This window comes from Agromyces albus (assembly GCF_004134825.1).
GTDB classification, from domain to species: domain Bacteria; phylum Actinomycetota; class Actinomycetes; order Actinomycetales; family Microbacteriaceae; genus Agromyces; species Agromyces albus.
The window spans coordinates 1-21,797 of sequence record NZ_SDPN01000047.1; the positions used below are offsets into that span (position 1 = coordinate 1).

Sequence of the window (21,797 nt, forward strand, 5' to 3'; positions counted from 1 at the left end):
GTCGTGCGCGACCGCGACGGCCGCCGCTTCCTCGACGAGGTCGACGCACGCGGCGAGCTCGCACCGCGCGACGTCGTCGCCCGCGCGGTCTGGCGCCGCACCGTCGAGCAAGGCGGCGAGCCCGTGTACCTCGACGCGACGGCGCTCGGCGCGGCGTTCCTCGCGAGCCGGTTCCCAGGGCTCGACACGGCGTGCCGCGCCACCGGATTCGACTGGTCGCGCGAACCCGTGCCGATCACGCCCGCCGCGCACTATGCGATGGGCGGCGTGGTCACCGACCTCGACGGGCGCTCGAGCCTGCCCGGCCTCTTCGCGGTCGGCGAGACCGCCCGTACGGGCGTGCACGGCGCGAACCGCCTCGCGTCGAACTCGCTGCTCGAGGCCGCGGTGTTCGCCGATCGCGCGGTGCGGGCGTTCGCGGCGCCCCCGCCCCAGGTGCGTAACTCCGGAGCCGACACATGGCGCGCCCGCCCGACCGAGGCAGCGCACGGCGCGTCGACCGACGCATCCGGAGTTGCGCACGATGCCGGATCAGCGTCGACATTCCGCCGCGACGACCTCCAAGCCGTGATGTGGGAGCACGTCGGACTCGAGCGCGACGCAGACGGGCTCGCCGCGGCATCCGCTCGCCTCGCTTCGTGGCGCGCGCCCGTCGTGCGCGACCGACACTCCGCCGAGGACCGCAACCTCCTCGACCTCGCACGGCTCACCGTCGCCGCCGCGATCGCGCGGCACGAGAGCGTCGGCGCGCACTTCCGCTCGGACGCGCCCGGTTCGGCGTACCGATCGATCCCTGAGCAGGAGGCAGCCTGATGACCGACCTCCGCGAGATCGATCGCATAGTCGGAGCCGCGCTCGACGAGGATGCGCCGTGGGGCGACCTCACCTCCGAGACGCTCATCCCCGCCGCGGCGACGGCGACCACCGAGCTCGTCGCCCGCGAGCCGGGCGTGCTGAGCGGCATCCATGTCTTCGCCGCGGCGTTCCGCCTCGTCGACCCGTCGATCGTCGTCGAGCCGCTCGCCGCCGACGGCGACGCGTTCGCGGCCGGCGCGGTGCTCGCTCGTGTGCACGGCTCGGCTCGCGGCATCCTGCGCGCCGAACGCGTCGGCCTCAACCTCGTGCAGCGGATGTCGGGCATCGCCGCGCTCACCGCTCGCTACGTGGCCGCGGTCGCCGGCTCCGGTGCGCGCATCGTCGACACACGCAAGACGACCCCGGGCCTGCGCAGTCTCGAGCGACAAGCCGTGCGCGATGGCGGCGGCCGCAACCACCGTCGCTCCCTCTCCGACGCCGTGATGGCGAAGGACAACCACCTGGCGGTGCTCACCGCGGGCGGGCTCGACCTCGCCGCTGCACTGCGCGCGGCACGCGAGCGGATGCCTCACACCGCGCACCTCGAGGTCGAGGTCGACCGCCTCGACCAGATCGAGCCCGTGATCGCCGGCGGCGCCGACACCGTGATGCTCGACAACTTCAACCCCGACCAATTGCGCGAGGGCGTCGCGCTCATCGCCGGACGCGCCGTCGTGGAGGCATCGGGCGGCGTCTCGCTCGACTCGGTCGCGGCGATCGCGGCGACCGGCGTCGACGTCATCTCGGTGGGCGCCCTCACGCACTCGGTGCGCTCACTCGATCTCGGGCTCGATGTCGTCATCGAAGCACCATCCGGCGAGAAGGCGGTGCCCGCATGATCTTCCTCGACCACGCCGCGACCACGCCCGTGCGCCTAGCGGTGCTCGAGGCGATGTGGCCCTACCTCTCGGGCGCATTCGGCAACCCTTCGAGCCGGCACGGACTCGGCGACGAGGCGGCCCGGGGGCTCGCCGCCGCGAGGGCCGAGGTCGCGGCCGTCATCGGATGCCGGCCGGGCGACGTCGTCTTCACGAGCGGCGGCACCGAAGCCGACAATCTCGCCGTGAAGGGGCTCGCGCTCGCGAACCCCCGCGGACGGCATCTCGTGGTCTCACCCATCGAGCACGAGGCGGTACTCGAATCCGCCGCCTATCTCGCCCGCGAGCACGGCTTCGAGGTCAGCGAGGTCGACGTCGACGCAGGCGGAGTCGTGCGTCCCGAGGCGCTCGCCCGCGTCATCCGCGCCGATACGACGCTCGTGTCCATCCAGCTCGCGAACAACGAGATCGGCACCGTGCAGCCGATCGCCGAGCTCGCGGCCATCGCCCACTCGGCCGGCGCACTCATGCACACCGATGCGGTGCAGGCAGCGGGCTGGCTGCCGCTCTCGCTCGACGACCTCGGCGTCGACGCGCTTTCGCTCGCCGGGCACAAGGTCGGAGCGCCCAAGGGCACGGGCGCGCTCATCGTGCGCGGCCGCGTGCCGCTCGAACCCGTGCTGCACGGCGGCGGGCAGGAATGCGGGCGACGCTCGGGCACTGAGAACGTGGCCGGCGCCGTCGCCTTCGCCACCGCGCTACGACTCGCCGAGGAGGAGCGAGCGGATGCCGCCACGCGCGTCGGTTCGCTCGGCGCGGCCCTCACCACGGCCGTGACCTCCTCGGTTCCGGGCGCCCGGCTCACGGGCGACCCGGTGCAGCGCCTTCCCGGCACCGTCTCATTCGTCTTCCCCGGCACGAGCGGCGAGGCGGTGCTCCTCGAGCTCGAGCGCGACGGCGTGATCTGCTCGAGCGGCTCGGCCTGCGCGGCGGGCAGCGACGAACCCTCGCACGTGCTCACCGCGATCGGCATCCCCGGCGAGCTCGCGCAGACCGCGGTGCGGTTCACGCTCGGCGCAGAGACGACCGAGCTCGAGGTCGCGGATGCCGCGGCATCCGTCTACCGGGCAGTGTCGGCGGTGCGCGGTATCGTCGCCACATGAGCGATCCCACACCGATTCCCGCCGACGACGAGCGCGCCCCTGGAGCGCCGTCTCTCGATGGCGCGGCGCCCGCACCCGCGCCCTAGACCTCACCGCGCCGCCCGCGCGCTTCCATGCGTTCCGATCCTTCTCGGAATCCGGGAATAGTACAGGATCCTGCGCGGGTTGACCCAGCTATTCGACGCTTCTCCCCGGCGCAGCCCTGCGCCGTCATCGATTGGATGCTTTTCCTTGACCGAACGCGCCGCTCCTGAACTCGACGCCGCCGATATCGCTCCTGCAGCGGTCGGCGGGTCGAGCACGCCTGAATTCCACGAACACTCCGATGTCGAAGCACTCCACGGTGCGCGCAACAATCGCGTGATCTGGCTGCTGCTCGCCGCCTCCTTCGTCGTCATCCTCAACGAGACGATCATGGGGGTCGCGATCCCGCATCTCGTCGACGACCTCGACATCACGATCTCCGCCGCGCAGTGGCTCACGACCGCATTCATGCTCACGATGGCCGTCGTGATCCCGATCACCGGCTTCCTGCTGCAGCGCTTCGCGACGAGGCCGATCTTCATCGCCGCGATGAGCCTCTTCTCGGCCGGAACGCTCATCGCCGCGCTCGCGCCGGGCTTCGAGGTGCTCCTCCTCGCTCGCGTCGTGCAGGCGAGCGGCACCGCGATCATGATGCCGCTCCTCATGACCACCCTCATGACGCTCGTGGCACCGAGCGATCGGGGCAGGCTCATGGGCCGCGTCTCGATCGTGATCTCGGTCGCTCCCGCGATCGGGCCCACGATCTCGGGCCTGATCCTCAACTACCTGTCGTGGCGGTTCATGTTCTGGCTCGTGCTGCCCATCGCGGTCGTCATGCTCGTCATCGGCATCCGCCGGGTCGAGAACGTGAGCGAGCCGCGCGTGATCCCGATCGACGTGTTCTCGGTCGTGCTCTCGGCCTTCGGCTTCGGCGGACTCATCTACGGACTGAGCCTCGTGGGTGGCGAAGTGAGCGGCACCTCGGCCGGCTCGGCCCCGATGTGGGTCGCGCTCGCGGTCGGCGTGGGCGGCATCGCCGCGTTCATCCTGCGCCAGCGCGCCCTCCAGCGCAGCGACCGGGCATTGCTCGACCTGCGTACGTTCCGCTCGACGAACTTCGCCGTCTCCGTCGCCCTCATGGTGGTGATGATGGCGGCGCTCTTCGGAACGATCATCCTCCTGCCGATCTACCTCCAGAACGTGCTCCACCTCGAGCCGATCGTCACGGGGTTGATGCTCCTCCCCGGTGGTCTCACCATGGGGCTCCTCGGCCCGGTCGTCGGCCGCCTGTTCGACCGCTTCGGACCGACGCCGCTCATCGTGCCCGGCAGCATCGCCGTGAGCGCCGTGCTGTGGTCGCTCACGATGGTCACCGAACAGACCTCGCCCTGGATGCTGCTCATGGGGCACGTCGTGCTGTCGGCCGGACTCGCGTTCATGTTCACGCCGCTCTTCACGTCGGCGCTGGGTTCGGTCGAGCCGCGGCTGTACTCGCACGGCTCGGCGATCGTCGGCACCGTGCAGCAGGTCGCCGGAGCAGCGGGCACCGCGTTGTTCATCACGGTGCTGGCAGCGGTCACGGCAACGGTCGCAGCCACGGGCGTCTCGTCTGAGATGGCCGAGGTCGCCGGCATCCGCGCCGCGTTCCTCGTGGGCGCGATCATCTCGATCACGGCGGTCGTCGGCGCGTTCTTCGTGCGCAAGCCGGCCGACATGATGGAGGGTGCGCCGGCGGCGCACTGACCCTCATCGACATGACGAAGGGCTCGGCTCACGCCGGGCCCTTCGTCATGCGATCAGCAGTTCGGCCGGCAGGCGCGTTGCGAGAGTGCGTCGACGAGCACGATGCCGAGGTCTTCGGGCTTGGATGCCGAGTACGCAGCACCCTTCGTCGCCTGGGCGATGCGCTGCATCGCGGCGAGGTCGGTGTCGGGTCCGAAGCCGATCATGATGACCGGCACGGGCTTGGTCGGGTCGTCGATCTTCGCGAGCTCGGCGAGCAGGGTGTCGAGATCGATGCCGTTCTCGTCCTCGTTCTTCCCATCGGTGATGAGCAGCACCGAGTTCACCTTCTCGGGGTCGTACGACTCGCGCACGCGCTGCACCGCGGCGAGCGTTGTGTCGTAGAGCCCGGTTGCGCCGCCGAGGCGAGCAGGCAGCGATTGGATGATGCCCGCGATCTCCTGCATGTGCGCGGCATCCGCGAGCGGCGCGATGGGCGAGAGGTCCTCGTAGTCGAGGTCGCCGTTGCGAGCGGTCGAGAAGACCCACACGCCCATCTCCACTTCACCGGAGAACTTCCCCATCGCCCCGACGGCCGCCTGCTGGAAGATGTCGATGCGGCGCAGGCCGTTCTCGGCGGGCTCCTCCATCGAGCCCGAGACGTCGATGACGGCGAGCATGCGAGAGCGCAGCGTGAGCACACCCCAGGCGCGGAGGATCTCGAGCTGCGCCGCGGCGTCGAGCGCTTGCTCGGCGGCAGGCGCTTCTGCGCCGACGCCCGCGATCTCCAGGGCACCGCTGCCGTCGGGGGCGCGGAAACCTGCTGCGGCGAGCTCGTCGCCGGCTTCGCGTACCTCGGCCTCGAACGCCCCGAGCAGCTCCGAGCGCGACGCGACGCCCGCAGCGGCGGTGTCGGCGGAACCATCGCCCGCCGCATCCGCGTCCCTCGAAGCACTCGCGAGGACCACGAGCGGGTAGTCGAGGGCAACCGTCCCATCGACCGGATACGCCGCCACGAGCGGCTCGGCCGGGTCGCTCAGGTTGTAGGCGGCGACCTGGGCTTCGGTCGTGATCACGACGGCCGGTTGATCGGTCGCGCCCAGCGCTCCGAACGCGGCGCTCGTCGAGGCGGGAATCGACTTGCCGAGCTCGATCATCGCTCCCGCGAACTGGCGCGGATCGTCAGGGGAGGAATGCCCGCGCAGCGCCAGCAGGCCGGCAAGACTCGCGGCGGATGCCTCGGGGTCGGGCAGGATCGCGGGCAGGGTACCGCCGAGCAGTCGAGCCCACGTCACCGGCTCGGTCGCGATGTCGGTGGCCTTGGTGGCAGCGGCCGCGAGCACGACGGGCGTGCTCGCGATGGACTCACGCACGTCGAGGCTGGGAGCGGTCTGCCCGAGCGAGGTCGCAGTGGCCGCCATGCGGTCGAGCCAGACGCTCGACTCGGGCACCCAGGCATCCGCTTTCGAGTTGCCCGAAGCGAGCACCGCTGCCGTGTCAGCCGAGTCCTGCGACTTCACCTCGGTCGCGACGCACTCCTCGGAGGCCGCGTCGAACTCCTTGGCGATGTCGGCGAGCGCGGGCGCGATCGAGGGGTCGGCCACGACGACGAGCTGTTCGGGGTCGGTGCAACCCATGTCGGCCGCGGCGAACAGCGGGCTCAGGTATCCGCCGACCCAGAGGAAGACACCGGATCCGACGATGCCGACAACGGCGAACGCGGCGATGATCGAGAGCACGAGTCTGCGACCCGGCCGCTTCACGGCGGCCGAGATACTGTGACGCCCCACGGACACTCCAAGCCCAGCGGGGATCACGCCGCCGAATCCTTGTGAACGGGTCCCCCTTAAGGGGGAAGGATTTGAACAGTGTAGGCGACGAAGCCCGAGAAACGAACTTCACTCATGGCACAGACGGGGCCGGGCGACCCCCTGTCGCCCGGCCCCGTTCCCCAACCCTGCGAGACCCCCTATTCGTCGCGCAGGTGTTCTTGTGATGTCGCTGCGTCGTTCGACGGAATCGCGAAGCTCGCCTCCGACGTTAAATCGGTGCTGTAGGGGTCGACAAGGGCTTGACGATGCGGATGTCGCACGGTATGAACGGCGCTCGATTCGCCGGCATGTCAAGGGGGGTGGTGGCCCATTCGCCCCCGTGCCAGCATGAAATGACCGGGAACGGCAGCGAACCCATGGAACACTTCAGCAACCGAATCGAAGCCGGTCGTCGCCTCGCAGCGGCGTTCGCCGATCGCGAGTTCGAGGAGCCGGTGGTCGTCCTCGGGCTTCCGCGTGGCGGCGTCCCCGTGGCAGCCGAGGTCGCCCGAGAACTCGGAGCACCCCTCGACGTACTCGTCGTGCGCAAGCTCGGCGTGCCAGGCCAGCCCGAGGTCGCGATGGGGGCGATCGGCGAGCGCGGTGCGCGCGTGCTGAACGACGACATCGTCGACCACGGCCGGGTCTCGTCAGCCCAGCTCGCCTCCATCGAACTCCGCGAGCGGGCGGAGCTCGAGGCGCGCGTCGCGCGATTCCGTGGCGGCGCCGGTCCGATCGACCTCGAAGGACGCACGGCGATCATCGTCGACGACGGCATCGCCACCGGAGCGACCGCGAGGGTCGCGTGCGCCGTGGCACACGCGCAAGGCGCCGCCCGCATCATCGTGGCGACCCCCGTCGGCGCGCCCGAGAGCCTCGCCGAACTCGCCGCACTGCCCGAGGTGGACGACGTCGTGTGCCTCTCCGCCCCAGGCGGGTTCATGGCCGTCGGCATGCACTACGTCGACTTCCGCCAGACGACGGATGACGAGGTGACGAGCCTGCTCGAGGCGTCGCGATCGACCGGGTGAGCCGGTGGCGGGTCGGGCAGCCGGTCAGGCCCGCCCGATGACGACCGTCGAGTCGGCTTCCTCCGAACGCACGATCCACGCCTCGAGGCCGCCGGCACGCACGATCGCCGCCGTCACCGGCGCTTGTCGCTCGCTCGTCTCGATCAGGAGGTGACCGCCCGGGGCGAGCCACACGGCCGCGGATGCCGCGACGTGCCGATGCACGTCGAGTCCGTCGCCCCCGCCGTCGAGCGCCAGGCGCGCCTCATGATCTCGCGCTTCGGGCGGCATGAGCGCGATGGCGTCGCTCGGCACGTAAGGCGCGTTCACGGCGAGCACGTCGACCCGCCCGCGAAGCCGTTCGGGAAGCGGATCGAAGAGATCGCCCTCGACGACGAGCCCGCCTCGCGGCTCGAGGTTGCGGCGAGCCGCTCGGACGGCGGCTGCGTCGAGGTCGGCCGCCACGAGTTCGATCGGGCCGATGGCCTCCGCGATCGCCGCACCGATCGCCCCGGTGCCGCAGCACAGGTCGACGACAACCGGAACGCCTCCCGATCGCGCCGCGACCTCGGACACCAGTCGAGCGGCCTCTGCGGCGAGGAACTCGGTGCGCCGTCGGGGCACGAACACGCCCGGCTCCACGTCGATGCGGAGGCCGGCGAACTCCGCCCAGCCCACGAGCTGCTCGAGCGGTTCACCCGCGACTCGCCGAGCGACGAGCCGTTCGAGCTCGGCCGCGGCATCCGCGACATCCTCACCCTCGCTCGCCTCCAGGAGCAGCCGTGCCTCGTCCTCGGCGAACACGCAACCCGCCGCACGCAGGCGCACCACGATCGCCGCCTCGATGCTGGCGTCGGTCACGGGGGGCATGCCTGCATCGTACCGGGGCGTGATCCGCACGACGCCCGCCCGCGGATGCGCCGCGGCCCGCGATGCCCTAGAGTGCTCTTCATGCTGACCACGTCGAACCAGAGCTGGTGGCCCGCCTCCTAGGCGGATCCACACGTTTTCGACGTATGACGACCGCCCGAGGGCGTTCGTTTCGCGTTGCGCGGCGGCCCGTCCCGGGCCTGACCGGAGAATCCCATGACGCGCCTGCTCGGCTCCCTCCTCGCCTCGAGCGACCCCGCCCCCTTCGCCGTGCTCCATCGTGAGCACGAACCGACCCTCGACGTGCTCGTCGGCGACATCGTCGACGTCGAGCGGCTCGCCGACATCCCGCTCGACGGGCGAGAGGTGCTCGCCCTCGTGCCGTTCCGCCAGGTGCAGGAGCGCGGATTCGCCGCGCACGACGACGGCGCACCGTTGCGCTGCCTCGTGGTGCGCGAGCGCGAGTCGGTGCCGGTCGACGAGGCGATCTCGATGCTGCCGCGGCACCCGGCCGCCCTCGGCGACCTCGGCGTCGACGTGAGCGACGCCGAGTACGCCGAGCTCGTGCGACGCGTGATCGACGAGGAGATCGGCCGCGGCGAAGGCGCGAACTTCGTGATCCGCCGCGAGTTCACCGGGCAGACGGAGGTCGCACCGGCGCTGGCCGTGCTCGGCTGGATGCGCGGGCTCCTCGAGCACGAGGCCGGCGCATATTGGACCTTCGCGGTGCACACCCCGGGGCTGTCGGTGGTCGGCGCGACCCCCGAGCGACACGTGAGCTCGATCGGCGGCGTCGTCTCGATGAACCCGATCAGCGGCACCTTCCGGCATCCGGAGGGAGGACCGAGCGATGACGACCTGCTCGGCTTCCTCGCCGATGTGAAGGAACGCGAGGAGCTCGTGATGGTGGTCGACGAGGAGCTCAAGATGATGAGCGCCGTCTGCCCCGACGGCGGTCGCATGCGTGGCCCTTACCTGAAGCGGATGTCGCGGCTCACGCACACCGAATACGTCCTCGAAGGGCGTTCGAGCCTCGACCCGCGCGAGGTGCTGCGGCTCACGATGTTCGCTCCCACGGTGACCGGCTCGCCGATGGGCAACGCCTGCGCCGTGATCGCGCGGCACGAGACGACGCCGCGCGGATACTACGCGGGCGTGCTCGCGCGATTCACGCCGACCACGATCGGGTACGACGTCGACGCGCCCATCCTCATCCGCACGGCCTACGTCGACGGGGGCGGACAGGTGCGCGTGCCGGTGGGCGCGACGCTCGTTCGCCACTCCGACCCGCTCGGCGAGGTCGCCGAGACGCACGCGAAAGCCGCGGGCGTGCTCACCGCCCTCGGTGCGATCCCCCATGCGCCCGGCACCGCGGGTGCCGCCGGCGCCGCATCGTCGGCCTACGACAGCGCGCTCGTCGCGCCCTTGCTCGAGGCGCGCAACGAACACCTCGCGCCGTTCTGGCGCACACCGCAGGCCGTGCGACCGCAGCGCCGTGCGAGCGCGCTCGTCATCGACTTCGGCGACGACTTCACCACGATGCTCGCGCACCAGTTGCGTCATCTCGGCCTCACGACCCGGATCGTGCCGTGGCACGACGCGCCGCTCGCGGCATCCGACGACCTCGTCGTCTTCGGGCCGGGCCCCGGCGATCCGCGCAACACCGACGACCCGCGGATCGCACGCCTCCGCGAGCTCCTCGCCGCGCGACTCGGCACGGGCGCCTCAACCCTCGCCGTCTGCCTCAGCCATCAGGTGCTCGCCGACCTCGCCGGTCTTCACCTCGAGCCACTGCCGGCGCCTCGTCAGGGCGTGCAACTGCGGGTCGACGTGTTCGGCGAGCCGGTCGCGGTCGGGTACTACAACACGTTCACCGCGATCGGCTCCAACGGCAACGTCTCTCCTCGGCTCGGCCTCGAGGTGGCATCGGATGCCGCGACCGGTGTGGTGCACGCGTTGCGCGGGCCGGCCGTGGCATCCGTGCAGGCACACCTCGAGTCGGTGCTCTCCCCCGACGGGCTGGCGACGCTCGAGCGCCTGCTCGACGGCGTGCTGCCCCCGGAAACAGCCGATCCCGCGCCGCTCGTGAGTGCCCTCGCGGCCGGATAACGCAGTTCGCAACGTTTGGCAAGGCATTGCCCGCGACGTGACGGCCGCGGTTTGCTGGGGGCGAACCGACCCGAGGAGGCGGATCACCGTGGAAATCAGCACCATCGTGTGGATCATCGTCGGCATCATCGTCGTCATCGCGATCATCGTCTTCGCGTACTTCGCGACGTCCCGGCAGCGCCGGGAGGCGAAGGTCGAGTCCGACCGGCGGAAGGCCGCCGAACTTCGCGAAGACGCATATGAGAAAGACGTGGCCGCGCGCGAGCGCCAAGCCGCTGCGGCACGTACCCAAGCGGCCGCGAAGCAAGCGGAGGCCGACGCCATGAAGTCCCAGCTCGACGCCGAGCGCCTCGCGAGCGAGAGCGCAGCCCGGGAGGCCGACGCCGCCGAACTGCAGGCCGAGACCGACGAGCGGTTGCGCAAGGCCGACGCGGTCGATCCGGATGTCGCTGTCGACCGTGACCGCGATGTCGACCGTGACCGCGATCGCGGACTCGACACCGACCGCGGCCGCCTCGACGCCGACGACGCGCCAGACCACGACACCGACACCGACACCACCCCCGGGCGGCGCATCTAGCCGGCAGTGAGGGCGCCGGCCAAACCGCGGCGCCCTCACCGTTCAGAGCGTCGCGCTCACCCGAGCGAGATCACCCGAGGGCGATCACCGCATCGAGGGTGGCCGCATCGATCGGGCGATCGGCGAAGATCAGCCGCTCGAGGTGGGCGGTGTCGGCGTCGTCCGCGGGAGCATCCGCCGAGCGACCGCGCCAGACGAGCTCGACATCGAGGCGCTCGAGCACCCGCTGCGATGCCGAGTTCGTCGCGAGCACTCGAGCCGTGACGGGAATCGCGGGTTGCGCCCGGCGAGCGGCGTCGAGTGCAGCGATCGCTGCTTCGGTCGCGAACCCGCGCCCCCACGCCTCGGGCGAGAACCGGTAGCCGAGGTTCCATGCCTCGAACGCGAGCATCGATGCGCCCGCGGTGCCCAGGAACGAGCCTGCCGCGAGCCCCTCGACGCCATCACGCAGGATGACGGCGCAATGGCTGAAGCCGAATCTGACCTGGCTGTCGATCGATCGCTGGATCGCCCGCTCGGATTCCTCGCGAGAGGTGTGCCGCCCGCTGGGCAGGTGCGCCCACGTGCGGGGGTCGCCGTAGACGCGGAAGTACTCGTCGGCGTCGTCGAGGGTGAGGGGGCGGAGCAGGAGCCGTTCGGTGCGGAGTTCGTCGATCATCGCATCAAGTCTCGCAGCGGCATCCGACACCGTGGTCTTGCGCCCGGCGGCTACTTGAGCAGGCGCGAGAGCACTCGGTCGGCGAGCGGCTTGCCGCCGGTCTGGCACGTCGGGCAGTACTGGAACGTCGAGTCGGCGAAGATCACTTCGCGCACCGTGTCGCCGCAGACCGGGCACGCCTCGCCGGTGCGACCGTGCACCTGCATTCGGGTGCGCTTCGAGTCTTTGAGCTCGGCGGGCGGCCTGCCGGATGCCGCGGCGATCGCCTCGTCGAGGGTGTCGCGAAGCGCGTGGTAGAGCCGTTCGACCTCGTCGGGCTTGAGCGTCGCCGCGAGTGCGTAGGGCGACATCCGTGCGTTGTGGAGGATCTCGTCGGAGTACGCGTTGCCGACGCCCGCGAACACGGACTGGTCGCGCAGGAGGCCCTTGATCCGAGTGCGGCGGCCGGCGAGGATCGCAGCGAAGTCGTCGAGGCCGAACTCTGGTGCGGTCGGGTCGGGCCCGAGACGGGCGATGCCGGGCACCTCTGCCGGATCGCGCACGACGTAGACCGCGAGCGACTTCTTGGTGCCGGCCTCGGTGAGGTCGAATCCCGACCCGTCGTCGAGCCGCACCCGCAGGGCGATCGGCGACTTCCCGGGCTTGATCAGGGTCTTCGGCAGTTCGTCGTACCAGCGCAGCCATCCGGCGCGGGCCAGGTGGAAGACGAGGTGCAGGTCGCCGACGTCGAGATCGACGAACTTGCCGTACCGGGAGGCTCCATCGATCGTCTGCCCGACGAGCGCATGCAGCGGCGGATCGAACGTCTTCAGTGCCGAGATCGCAGCGACGGCCGCCGAGGTGACGGCATGCCCGACCGCGCGCTCGCGGAGGAATCCGACGAGCGCGTCGACCTCGGGCAACTCGGGCACCCTGCCATGCTCTCACCGTCCGCCGACTTCGTCACCTGAGCGACCGGTCGCCGGTCGCCCGGACGAAAATATCTGGCCACAGACCACCGGATCGCCGTATGCTGTCGTCTGCCGGCTCGTGAGGGCCCGAGGTGTCGACGAAGACGTTGGTGCCCTGTCGACTCCATGAAACCGGCTGCGAACCCCGGCGCTCACAGCGTTCTGTCCCCTCAGGGCACGTCGAGTGCCTCGACCCCCCGCCGGGGTTCGTCACCAAGGTTTGCGACCGCGCGAATCGAGGCCACATGTCGTCGACACGGTTACGGATGTCGGGCGTCATCGCGCTCTTCGCGGCCGCTGCCGCGCTCACCGGATGCATCGCAACCCCGCCATCGCCGACGTCGCTGCCACCGCTGCCCTCGCTGCCGAAGAGCGACGAACCCGTGTCGCTGAATCCTGCGGACTTCACGACGGAGATCGACAACCCGTATTGGCCGATGGTGCCCGGCACCCGTTGGACCTACGTCGAGCACGATCCCGACGGCGACGTGACCGTGGAGGTCACCGTCACGACAGCAACCAAGACGATCGCGAACGGCGTCGAGGCACGCGTCGTACGCGACACCGTCACCCGCGACGGCGAGCTCCTCGAGGACACCTTCGACTGGTACGCCCAGGATGCCGCGGGCACGATCTGGTATCTCGGCGAGGACACGGCGGAGTTCGAGGGGGACGAGATCGTCTCGCGGGAGGGCTCGTTCGAGGCCGGCGTCGACGGCGCGCTGCCAGGCATCGCCCTGCCCGCGGATCCCCGGCCGGGCATGACGTACCGGCAGGAGTTCTTCGCGGGCGAGGCCGAGGACAACGGTGCGGTCCTGAGCGTCGACGAGCTCGTCGAAGTCCCATACGGCCAGTTCGACGGTGCCCTCCTCACGCGCGACACGAACGCCCTCGAACCGGATGTCGCGGAGCTGAAGTTCTATGCGCCCGGCGTCGGCCTTGCGCTGACGCTCGACGTCTCGGGTGGCAACGGACGGGAAGAACTCATCAGCGTCACGACGGTTCCCGACGGCACCGGGACGGGCCCGCTCGGCTCGCCCGACTGATCAGGCGGCCCTAACTGCAGATCAGGCGGCCCTAGCCGCAGTATTCGGCATCGATTGCCGACGTGCTCCGAACGACGATCGCGTCGACCAGACCGTCGTCGGAGATGCCGAAGTTGACCCAGTTGCCGTCTTCGCCTTGCAACGCGTAGTGGGAGTCGTACTTGCCCTTCACCGCAGCGACGTCGGGATGAGCCACCAGGAGCTCGTCTTCTGTCGCACCGATCCCGATGCCGGCGCTCGTGCGAGGGGAATTCGCGGCGACATCTCCAGCCACGCCCCACGCCTGGATCACGATCTGCTCCACAGCTCCCGTGTTGGAGGGATCGGGAAGCCAGATGCTCGGATATCCCGGCTTCTCGAACGCGGCCACCCAGGGGCAGGCTTCCTGCGTCGAGTCCGTGAAGCCCGTCATCGACGACCTGGCCTCTGCGGTACCTGCTCCAAGGGCGAGCGGGCCGACCCCTGACGACTCGATGATCCACGAGCTGGGCTCAGCGACCGGCTCGGGTTCGGGCTCAGGCGTGGCGGTCGGATCAGAGGACGGGGACTGCGTGGCCGACGGGACTGGGGTCGGCTCCCCGCTCGGCCGGTTCCCCGCGCAACCCGAGATGGCAAGGCAAGCGGCGGAGATCGTCGCGATGATGAGCAACCGACGACCGGCGAATGCATCCACGATGGTTCAGCCAATCTGTTGTAGGGAACGTCAGGCGATTCTACGAGCGTGGAGCGTGCGAGGTGCCGTCGACACGACAGGTGTTCGCTTTCTGCATCCGCCTCCGGCGTCAGACCGTGTCGTTGGCCGGCTGCACCTCCCGGGGCAGATTCGCCGTGGCCATCGCCTCGAGGGCGTCCGCCGAACGCTCGGTGGCCGCCGCGATCCGGCGCAGTGTCGCGATGACACTGATTCCAGCGAGCACGACGAGCGCGATCAGGGCCAGCGAGAGCAACTCCATCATGCGACGCTATCGCGTTCGATATCCGCGAGTCGAGGACCTGACCGCGACTACGATCGATCGAATGGTGCGTCCCCTTCCGCTTCCGAACGGCCTCGAGTTGCGCCTGTTGCGCGACGACGACGCGGCCCCGATCGCCTCGGCCTATACGCGTAATCGCACGCACCTCACTCCTTGGGAGCCGTTGCGCAGCGAGACCTTCTTCAGCGCCGAGTGGCATGAGTCGGAGATCGCGCGGCAACTCGAGTCCTTCGAGTCCGGCCGGTCGCTCCCGCTCGTGATCGCCAGCGGCCGCCAGATCGTCGGCCGCGTGAACCTCTCCGGGATCGTGCGGGGCGCGTTCCAGAGTGCGAGTCTCGGCTACTGGGTCGACGCCCGGTACGCCGGGAAAGGCGTCGGCACGGCAGCAGTGCGGGCCACCGCCGAGATCGGTCGCGATGAGCTGGGGCTGCACCGAATCGAGGCCGGCACCCTCGTGCACAACGTGCGCTCGCAGCGCGTGCTGCTGAACGCGGATTTCGAAGCGATCGGGCTCGCACCGCGCTACCTCCGCATCGCCGGCGAGTGGCAGGACCACCTGATGTACCAGCGCATCCTGCACGACTGATTCACCCATGTCCCCTCGAGGCCATACGATCACGCTGTGGACTTGAACCTCGCGCGGCAGATCCTGCGCATCTCCCCCGACACGCCGCTGACCGCTCAGCTCATCGAGACCGCCCACGCGAGCGAGACCTGGGCGCGGCATCCGTCACGGTATCCCGATGAAGCGGGGCGCCAGCAGGCCGCCGAGTGGGTCACCACGCTCGATGAAGCTCGGGCAGTGCTGCTCGCCGCTGCCGGCGCACCCATGACCCTTCCCGCACCCACCGCGACCGCGCAAACGCCGCGCCGCGGACTCCGGCCCTGGGCCATCACGGGAATCGTCGCCGGCATCGTCGTGTTCGTGGCACTCATCACCTTCGGCGCGTTCGGTGCCGCGGGTCTCGTTACCGACGCCATGTCGACCGCCACCGACGCCATCGAGTCGGAAGACGACGCAGCATCCGAGGAAGCGAGCGACTCGGTCGACTCGGAAGCCACCGAATTCGCTGACGTGGAGCGCTTCTTCTCCGGCGAGACGCTCTACTCGTTCCCCGCCGCACTCGAGATCTACAACGACGGACGCTACGACGCCGACTGCTCATTCGACTTCGCCTACGGGTGCTGGCAGATGGCGTTGTTCACGGAGGCGAACTGCACCACGATGCAGGTCGAGCTCGGTTTCTCGAACGATCCCGAAGGGTGGGATCCGCAGCACACGGAGTCGATCGACTTCGCCGGCGTACTCGGCAACGAGGCCACGGCCGTGGTGTTCGGCCATGACGACTACGACTTCGGCTGGATCAACGACGTCACCTGCCTGGACGCAGCGAGTTGACGCGAACAGTTCCCTTCGAATCTGATGCGCTACCGGGCATCAGGCCGGTCAACGCTCCCCGGTCAGATCAGTCGAACACCGGCGAGAGGAATCGCCGCTCGTAGCGGCGGATGCACTTCGTCTCGACCGCGAACCGGTACGCATCGATGCACTCCGGGTCCTCAGCTGCGGCCAGACGATACTTCTCGTAGTCGGCGAGCGACGAGAACGTGAACAGCGCGAATGCCTCGTCGCTGTCGCCTTCGCTCGGAAGGAAGTAGCCGTGATGCACGCCGCCGAGCCTGTTGACGAGCCGAATCCACCGCCGTCCGTACTCGTGGAAATCTGCGAGCTTCTCAGCATCGATCTCGTAGCGAAGGTGCACGGTGATCACGTATTCAACTCGATTCTCTCCATGTGGCATGGCTTACCGCCTTCGACTACGGCATACATCGGATTGTATTGGTGGTTCCAGGCGCGGGGGCGACCGCATTCCGACTGCATTCCCGTGCAGGCTGCCGCGACTCTCGTCGGGCCCGCCGAGATGACGCGAATCGACGTTCCAGCCCGCACGAAGGTCGAATTGCGTCACTTCGCGGTGGACGCCACGACGGGCGATGACGTGTGCGCGTCTCAGACCTACCTACGCCTGCAGACAGAACGAAAGGCCTCGGCGTCTGTCGACTCGTCGGGGCCTTTCTAGGCCGGAGATTCCTCCGGTGGTGAAGAAGATCATACGCCGATCGGCGCGCATCGCAAGAGGTTCGTGACGATTACTCAGATCTCGTCGTAAGCGCTTCACAGCGAACGAGGGGAACCGCCCGCGGCTACTCGCCGGCGAAGTCGAGCTTCGCGTCGGCGACGGCGATGACCGACCAAGTGCCGCCGTCGGCATCGGTGAACTCGTAAGCGGGCACAACGAGCACGCTGCCGTCAGGCTGCCACTGGCTCGCGAGCCCGAGGCGAGCCTCGACGATCTCGACATCGTTCACCGTCCACGACACCACTGCGCCGGGAGTCGGGGCGGCGGGCGGCTCAGTCGGCGGCACCCACTCGTCGGTGGCGGCGGGCATGTCGGGGGCGACGGGCGCGTCCCTCATTGCGATGGGCAGCGTCGTCATGTTGGCACCGAACCGCGGGTCCGAGAGGCGATCGAACGCCTCCTGCTCGCTGACGACGGGGTAGTCGCCCAGCGGGACGAGTTCGGCGAGCGCACCGGAAGCGCTGAACATGCCGTCGTTCGAGAGCTCCACGGTCCACGCCTGATCGATGCGCTGCCCGTCGCGGACCGGCCATGCCTGGGCCGAACGCGTGACAGCGCCCTCCCACGTCTGCGAGGTGAACTCGTACCCGGCGGGGTCGCGCCCAGTCGACGCGAGCAGGGAGCGCAGGGCGTCGATCGCGGCCTGCTCGCTCGGGATCTCTCCGCTCGGCTCGCACGCCTTCTCCGTGCCCGCCGCGCACTGCCACGGATCGATCCGCGGATCCGAGAACCAGAAGCCCAGCGTGCCGTCGAGCGACACCCCGAGCGTCGGACCGCTGCCATCCTGCGGTCCTGCCGTCCACGAGCCGTTCGCCAGCTCGGGCGTTCCCTCGACGCCGAGCGCCGTCGCGAGCGCGGCGATCGTGTCGGCAGCGGATGCCGCGCGCGCATCGAATCCGTACGCGGCGGCGCTGCCCTCCGAGGTCGAGAGCCCCGACGCGCTGAAGTGGTTGCGGCCACCTCCGTACGGGTAGATCATTCCGCCCATGTCGGGCGCGGACATCTTCGCGTCATCGGTCGGCGGCTCGGGCGTCATGCCCTGCTCGGCGATTCCGCCCTCCGCCCCGCTCCGCAGCGAGACGGGCGGAGCCGCGCCATCCGCGACGTTCGTCGCTCCCCCGGTCGTCGAGCCGACACCGTACCCGGCCGCGCCGACGACGAGGAGCGAGGCGGCGACCGCCGCGACCTGCAGCCACGTGGGGCGCCGGCGAGCGCGCTCCACAGCGAGGCCGGTGACGGGCGGTGCATCGGCAGGCGACGCGGCGGGCGTCTCCTCGACCGCCCGCGCGACGACCTCGTCGGCGAATCCGTCACGCGCCTCGAGCCCGGCGGCCGGGTCGGCGGCGCGCAATCGCTCCAGCGGGTCGCGCTGCTCGTTGTCGTTCATGGGTTCACCCTCCGTGACATCCGCTCTCACCATGGATGTGTGCCGCGCGCGCCGAACCTTGCATGCGGAAGCGGGTCAGAACGACATCCGTTCGCCCCATGCCTCGCGGAGGCGCTTGCGTGCACGGGAGAGCGCGGCATCCGCCCCCGACCGCGAGATGCCGAGCACTTGTGCGAGCGCCTCACCGTCGAGGCCCTCCCATGCGTGCAGGAGGAGGATGCGCCGGTCACGTTCGCCGACGCTCATGAGGGCACCGCGCAGCTCGTCGTCGAACAGGGCGCTCAGCTCGGGATCCTCGGCGACCCGCCTGTCGCCGCGCTCGGGCACGTCTTCGACGGGCAGGTCGACGAGCTTGCGCCGATGATTGGCGAGCGTGAACCCCGCCGTGCGGTACAGCCACGGCAGCACGGCCCCGCGCGGCAGGTCGTCGCGCCGTCGCCACGCGGTCGCGAACACCTCGGCCGCGAGATCCTCGGCGTCCTGCCGCGGCCCGCGTCGCGCGAAATACCGCACGAGCGCGGTCGAATGCTCGCGCACGACCCCCGTGAACCACACGAGCGCGTCATCGCTCGCCGCCGGCGGCTCGGCGCGGTCGGTCATCGGCACCCCTTGGGTCGTGTCGGCGTCTGCGGCGTCGGTGCTGGCGATCCTCACGCCCTGCTTATGTCGCAACTGGGGCGAGTCTTGCACGTGCCGCGCCGATTCCGCCGGAATTCGGCATGCCGAAGGACCGGGCGCTTCGTCACACGTTGAACCGGAACTCGACCACGTCGCCGTCTTGCATGACGTAGTCCTTGCCCTCCATGCGGGCCTTGCCCTTGGCGCGGGCCTCGGCGACCGAGCCGGTTGCGACGAGGTCGGCGAACGAGATGACCTCGGCCTTGATGAAGCCGCGCTCGAAGTCGGTGTGGATGACGCCGGCGGCCTGCGGGGCCTTCCAGCCCTTGTGGATCGTCCAGGCGCGCGATTCCTTCGGGCCGGCCGTGAGGTAGGTCTGCAGGCCGAGGGTGTCGAAACCGACTCGAGCGAGCTGGTTCAGGCCCGACTCATCCTGGCCGGTCGAGGCGAGCAGCTCGGCTGCGTCGGCCTCGTCGAGGTCGATGAGCTCCGACTCGATCTTCGCGTCGAGGAAGACCGCTTCGGCGGGCGTCACGAGCGCTGCGAGCTCGGCCTTGCGCGCGGCATCCGTCAGCACCGCCTCGTCGACGTTGAACACGTAGATGAACGGCTTCGCGGTGAGGAGGCCGAGTTCTTTGATGGGTTCGAGGTCGATGGATGCCGCAGAGAGCGGTGTGCCCTTCTGGAGCAGGTCCAGCGCCTCCTTCGCCGTGGTCAGCACCGAGGGATCGAGCTTCTTGCCCTTGATCTCCTTTTCGAAGCGCGGGATCGCACGCTCGAGTGTCTCGAGGTCGGCGAGGATCAGCTCGGTGTTGATCGTCTCGAGATCGGCCTTGGGGTCGACCGCGCCCTCGACGTGCACGACGTCGTCGTCGGTGAAGCCGCGCACGACCTGCGCGATCGCGTCGGCCTCGCGGATGTTCGCGAGGAACTTGTTGCCGAGGCCCTCACCCTCGGAGGCGCCACGGACGATGCCGGCGATGTCGACGAACGCCACCGCCGCCGGGAGGATGCGCTCGGAGCCGAAGATGCCGGCGAGCGTCTCGAGGCGCGGGTCGGGCAGGTTCACCACGCCGATGTTCGGTTCGATCGTCGCGAAGGGGTAGTTCGCCGCGAGCACCTGGTTCTTGGTGAGCGCGTTGAACAGGGTGGACTTGCCGACGTTGGGCAGGCCGACGATGCCGATAGTGAGAGCCACGGGGGTCTATCGTACCGGCCCGGCCTCGGAGACATCCGCCGCCGGCTTCTTCGCCCGGCGCACGCGCACGGTGAGGTACACGCCCGCGATCACGAGGAGGCCGCCGATCGCCGCCGCCGGCTCGAGCGTCGCCCCGAATGCCAGCGCGATGACGACCGTGAACACGGGAAGGAGGTTGAGGAACACGCCCGCCCTGGCCGGGCCGACCCTCGAGGTGCCGATGTTCCAGAGCGCGTACCCGGCGATCGAGGGGAAGATCACGATGTAGGCGAGCCCGAGCATGCCGGCGGGCTCGGTCGGCAAGCCCACCCCCGTGATGGCGACGAGCGGCAGCATCGTCACGACCGCGAAGACGGCCTGCACCGCGGTGGCCGTGATCGCCGGGGTGCGCAGGCGCCGCGAGATCAGCGAGTAGAAGGTCCACGTCAGCACCGAGCCGATGACGAGCAGGTCGCCGACGCTGAAGCCCTGGGCGATGAGCTCGCCGAGGTCTCCGCCCGTGAGCACGATCGTGACACCCACGAACGCCACGACGATGCCGGCTGCTTGCACTCGGTTCAGCCGCTCGTGCAGGAGGATCGCCGCGGCGAGGGCGATCGTCGCCGGGTTGATGGCGCTGATGACCGAGGCCTTCACGGCGCCCGTGAGCGCGAGCGCGGCGTAGATGAGCAGCGTGTAGCCCGTGAGGCCGAGCAGCGACTGCACGAGGTGCAGCTTCCACTCGCGCAACGCGAGACGCCAATCGGGCCGCTCGATCATCCATGCGATGAGCACGAGTGGAACAGCCGCGAACACCCAGCGGAAGAACGTGAGCGAGATCGGCGTGATCTCCTGCGTGACCATCTCGCCGAACACGAAATTGCCGGCCCAGAACAGGTTGGCGAGCGCCAGGTAGACGTAGACCCGGCCGTTTCTCACCCGTCAAGGCTACGCGTCGCCGCTGACTCCCCGACTCCCCCGTCGCCGCCGACTCCGCCCTCGCCCTCCGCGTCGCCGCCGAGGCGGGCGCGGAAGCAGCGCGTGATGTAGGGCACGGCGAGTTCGTCGGCGCCGGCGACCTCGGGATGCGTCGTGAGCAGCGTCTCGAGAGCGGCGATCGTGGCCGCCTGGTCGGCCGCCGAGGCCGTGATGAAGTAGCTGCGTGAGCGCACGAGGTCGAGGAAGCGCGCTCGCGACATCCGCTCGGTCCATTCGACGATGTGCTCCTCGATCACGCCGAAGGGCGGGCCGATCTGCACGTAGCTCTCGAAGGTCGAGCTCGCGTCGTGCCGCTCTTGCATGATCTCGCCGGCTTGGCGCAACCAGTCGGCACGGATGTCGCGGCTGTTCCAGACGAGGCCGAGCACCCCGCCGGGGCGCAGCACGCGCGCGATCTCGGGCACCGCCCGGTCGGGCTGGAACCAGTGCCACGCCTGCCCGGCCACGACGGCGTCGACGGAGTCGTCTTCGATCGGGATGTCCTCGGCCGTGCCGAGGATGCGCGGAACGCCCGGCACCGCCACCTCGAGCTCCTCGAGCATCTCCTCGACCGGGTCGACGGCGATCACCTCCCGGTCGAGTGCCACGAGCGCCTCGCTGAGCTTGCCCGTGCCGGCGCCGAGATCGAGCACGCGAACGGCATCGCCGATCAGCCAGGCGATCGCCTCGACGGGGTAGCCAGGCCGCGAATGGTGGTAGACGGATGCCGCGGCGCCGAACGAGCGGGCGCTCTCACGCGTTCCGGGGTCGCCGGGGTCGACGACGAGCCCGGACTCCTGGGTTTCGAGCATCGGATCCTCCTCGGCTGCGGCGGCGCGGTCTCGAGGCCATTCCACGCCCGCGCGGGTGCATCCGTCAACCGCCGGACTCGAGGGTCGCGGTCGC

The 21,797-nt window shown here is 69.8% G+C and carries 22 protein-coding genes; 10 read left to right on the plus strand and 12 right to left on the minus strand.

Features of this window, described 5'->3' with window-relative positions; genetic code table 11:
* From ESP51_RS17515 to ESP51_RS17530, 4 genes are all read left to right on the plus strand, one after another.
* Nucleotides 1–813: FAD-binding protein (locus tag ESP51_RS17515; RefSeq protein WP_129522182.1), on the plus strand; the 813-nt coding region annotated here is incomplete at its 5' end.
* The gene (nadC, locus tag ESP51_RS17520) at nt 813–1,694 is read left to right on the plus strand and encodes a carboxylating nicotinate-nucleotide diphosphorylase (RefSeq protein WP_129522183.1); all 882 of its coding nucleotides are present in this window, start codon (nt 813–815) and stop codon (nt 1,692–1,694) included. The genes ESP51_RS17515 and nadC, both read left to right, overlap by 1 nt.
* The gene (locus tag ESP51_RS17525) at nt 1,691–2,836 is read left to right on the plus strand and encodes a cysteine desulfurase family protein (protein WP_129522184.1); all 1,146 of its coding nucleotides are present in this window, start codon (nt 1,691–1,693) and stop codon (nt 2,834–2,836) included. Before nadC ends, ESP51_RS17525 begins: the two co-directional genes overlap by 4 nt.
* A 231-nt stretch (nt 2,837–3,067) precedes the next feature.
* The gene (locus tag ESP51_RS17530; RefSeq protein WP_241843240.1) at nt 3,068–4,603 is read left to right on the plus strand and encodes an MDR family MFS transporter; all 1,536 of its coding nucleotides are present in this window, start codon (nt 3,068–3,070) and stop codon (nt 4,601–4,603) included.
* Between the two features lie 53 nt (nt 4,604–4,656).
* On the opposite strand, the gene ESP51_RS17535 is transcribed toward ESP51_RS17530, so the two are convergent.
* A complete protein-coding gene (locus ESP51_RS17535; RefSeq protein ID WP_129522185.1) occupies nt 4,657–6,372 on the minus strand; it encodes a VWA domain-containing protein in 1,716 nt (571 codons plus the stop codon).
* A gap of 398 nt (nt 6,373–6,770) precedes the next feature.
* Here ESP51_RS17535 and ESP51_RS17540 point away from each other — a divergent pair, with 398 nt between their 5' ends.
* The gene (locus ESP51_RS17540) at nt 6,771–7,424 is read left to right on the plus strand and encodes a phosphoribosyltransferase (protein WP_129522186.1); all 654 of its coding nucleotides are present in this window, start codon (nt 6,771–6,773) and stop codon (nt 7,422–7,424) included.
* Between the two features lie 24 nt (nt 7,425–7,448).
* On the opposite strand, the gene ESP51_RS17545 is transcribed toward ESP51_RS17540, so the two are convergent.
* A complete protein-coding gene (locus tag ESP51_RS17545; RefSeq protein WP_129522187.1) occupies nt 7,449–8,273 on the minus strand; it encodes a putative protein N(5)-glutamine methyltransferase in 825 nt (274 codons plus the stop codon).
* A gap of 216 nt (nt 8,274–8,489) precedes the next feature.
* Between ESP51_RS17545 and ESP51_RS17550 the strand changes: the two genes are divergently transcribed.
* Together ESP51_RS17550 and ESP51_RS17555 are read left to right on the plus strand one after the other, a co-directional pair.
* On the plus strand, nt 8,490–10,382 hold the full coding sequence (locus tag ESP51_RS17550) for an anthranilate synthase family protein (RefSeq protein ID WP_129522188.1): 1,893 nt from the start codon (nt 8,490–8,492) through the stop codon (nt 10,380–10,382).
* An 88-nt stretch (nt 10,383–10,470) separates the two neighbouring features.
* Nucleotides 10,471–10,962, plus strand: coding sequence for a hypothetical protein (locus tag ESP51_RS17555; RefSeq protein ID WP_129522189.1), 492 nt, complete (start codon nt 10,471–10,473; stop codon nt 10,960–10,962).
* Nucleotides 10,963–11,032: 70 nt separating this feature from the next.
* Here ESP51_RS17555 and ESP51_RS17560 read toward each other — a convergent pair whose 3' ends face one another.
* Both ESP51_RS17560 and ESP51_RS17565 read right to left on the minus strand, forming a co-directional pair.
* Entirely contained in the window at nt 11,033–11,620 is a 588-nt protein-coding gene (locus ESP51_RS17560) for a GNAT family N-acetyltransferase (protein WP_129522190.1), read from the minus strand.
* Nucleotides 11,621–11,670: 50 nt separating this feature from the next.
* The gene (locus ESP51_RS17565) at nt 11,671–12,531 is read right to left on the minus strand and encodes an Fpg/Nei family DNA glycosylase (RefSeq protein ID WP_129522191.1); all 861 of its coding nucleotides are present in this window, start codon (nt 12,529–12,531) and stop codon (nt 11,671–11,673) included.
* 284 nt (nt 12,532–12,815) lie between these two features.
* Between ESP51_RS17565 and ESP51_RS17570 the strand changes: the two genes are divergently transcribed.
* Nucleotides 12,816–13,616 (plus strand): hypothetical protein, encoded by an 801-nt coding sequence (locus tag ESP51_RS17570; RefSeq protein ID WP_129522192.1) that lies wholly within the window; start codon nt 12,816–12,818, stop codon nt 13,614–13,616.
* Nucleotides 13,617–13,647: 31 nt separating this feature from the next.
* Here ESP51_RS17570 and ESP51_RS20885 read toward each other — a convergent pair whose 3' ends face one another.
* Together ESP51_RS20885 and ESP51_RS20720 are read right to left on the minus strand one after the other, a co-directional pair.
* Entirely contained in the window at nt 13,648–14,028 is a 381-nt protein-coding gene (locus tag ESP51_RS20885; RefSeq protein ID WP_129522193.1) for a hypothetical protein, read from the minus strand.
* 370 nt (nt 14,029–14,398) lie between these two features.
* Complete coding sequence (locus tag ESP51_RS20720; protein ID WP_164990585.1) at nt 14,399–14,569, minus strand: hypothetical protein; 171 nt, start codon at nt 14,567–14,569, stop codon at nt 14,399–14,401.
* A 64-nt stretch (nt 14,570–14,633) separates the two neighbouring features.
* On the opposite strand from ESP51_RS20720, the gene ESP51_RS17580 reads away from it, so the two are divergent.
* Nucleotides 14,634–15,176 (plus strand): GNAT family N-acetyltransferase, encoded by a 543-nt coding sequence (locus ESP51_RS17580; protein WP_164990586.1) that lies wholly within the window; start codon nt 14,634–14,636, stop codon nt 15,174–15,176.
* 36 nt (nt 15,177–15,212) lie between these two features.
* Entirely contained in the window at nt 15,213–15,989 is a 777-nt protein-coding gene (locus tag ESP51_RS17585) for a hypothetical protein (RefSeq protein WP_129522194.1), read from the plus strand.
* A 67-nt stretch (nt 15,990–16,056) separates the two neighbouring features.
* Here the strand turns inward: ESP51_RS17585 and ESP51_RS17590 are convergent, their stop codons facing one another.
* The 6 genes from ESP51_RS17590 to ESP51_RS17615 form a co-directional block, all read right to left on the minus strand.
* Nucleotides 16,057–16,362, minus strand: a complete 306-nt coding sequence (locus ESP51_RS17590; RefSeq protein ID WP_129522195.1) for an NIPSNAP family protein — start codon at nt 16,360–16,362, stop codon at nt 16,057–16,059.
* 433 nt (nt 16,363–16,795) lie between these two features.
* Nucleotides 16,796–18,118, minus strand: a complete 1,323-nt coding sequence (locus ESP51_RS17595) for a hypothetical protein (RefSeq protein ID WP_129522196.1) — start codon at nt 18,116–18,118, stop codon at nt 16,796–16,798.
* Nucleotides 18,119–18,193: 75 nt separating this feature from the next.
* On the minus strand, nt 18,194–18,772 hold the full coding sequence (locus tag ESP51_RS17600) for an RNA polymerase sigma factor (protein ID WP_241843241.1): 579 nt from the start codon (nt 18,770–18,772) through the stop codon (nt 18,194–18,196).
* A gap of 88 nt (nt 18,773–18,860) precedes the next feature.
* The gene (gene ychF, locus ESP51_RS17605; protein ID WP_129522197.1) at nt 18,861–19,934 is read right to left on the minus strand and encodes a redox-regulated ATPase YchF; all 1,074 of its coding nucleotides are present in this window, start codon (nt 19,932–19,934) and stop codon (nt 18,861–18,863) included.
* Between the two features lie 6 nt (nt 19,935–19,940).
* The gene (locus tag ESP51_RS17610; RefSeq protein ID WP_129522198.1) at nt 19,941–20,852 is read right to left on the minus strand and encodes a DMT family transporter; all 912 of its coding nucleotides are present in this window, start codon (nt 20,850–20,852) and stop codon (nt 19,941–19,943) included.
* The gene (locus ESP51_RS17615; RefSeq protein WP_129522199.1) at nt 20,849–21,703 is read right to left on the minus strand and encodes a class I SAM-dependent methyltransferase; all 855 of its coding nucleotides are present in this window, start codon (nt 21,701–21,703) and stop codon (nt 20,849–20,851) included. Before ESP51_RS17615 ends, ESP51_RS17610 begins: the two co-directional genes overlap by 4 nt.
* Nucleotides 21,704–21,797 lie beyond the last annotated feature (94 nt).

Bases quoted from the DNA above. Each gene is read 5' to 3' on its own strand.
- ESP51_RS17560 (WP_129522190.1), bottom strand. From the start codon at position 11,620: ATGATCGACGAACTCCGCACCGAACGGCTCCTGCTCCGCCCCCTCACC.
- ESP51_RS17570 (WP_129522192.1), top strand. From the start codon at position 12,816: ATGTCGTCGACACGGTTACGGATGTCGGGCGTCATCGCGCTCTTCGCG.
- ESP51_RS17545 (WP_129522187.1), bottom strand. From the start codon at position 8,273: ATGCCCCCCGTGACCGACGCCAGCATCGAGGCGGCGATCGTGGTGCGC.
- ESP51_RS17550 (WP_129522188.1), top strand. From the start codon at position 8,490: ATGACGCGCCTGCTCGGCTCCCTCCTCGCCTCGAGCGACCCCGCCCCC.
- nadC (WP_129522183.1), top strand. From the start codon at position 813: ATGACCGACCTCCGCGAGATCGATCGCATAGTCGGAGCCGCGCTCGAC.
- ESP51_RS17615 (WP_129522199.1), bottom strand. From the start codon at position 21,703: ATGCTCGAAACCCAGGAGTCCGGGCTCGTCGTCGACCCCGGCGACCCC.
- ESP51_RS17525 (WP_129522184.1), top strand. From the start codon at position 1,691: ATGATCTTCCTCGACCACGCCGCGACCACGCCCGTGCGCCTAGCGGTG.
- ESP51_RS17580 (WP_164990586.1), top strand. From the start codon at position 14,634: ATGGTGCGTCCCCTTCCGCTTCCGAACGGCCTCGAGTTGCGCCTGTTG.
- ESP51_RS20720 (WP_164990585.1), bottom strand. From the start codon at position 14,569: ATGGAGTTGCTCTCGCTGGCCCTGATCGCGCTCGTCGTGCTCGCTGGA.
- ESP51_RS20885 (WP_129522193.1), bottom strand. From the start codon at position 14,028: ATGACGGGCTTCACGGACTCGACGCAGGAAGCCTGCCCCTGGGTGGCC.
- ESP51_RS17595 (WP_129522196.1), bottom strand. From the start codon at position 18,118: ATGAACGACAACGAGCAGCGCGACCCGCTGGAGCGATTGCGCGCCGCC.
- ESP51_RS17540 (WP_129522186.1), top strand. From the start codon at position 6,771: ATGGAACACTTCAGCAACCGAATCGAAGCCGGTCGTCGCCTCGCAGCG.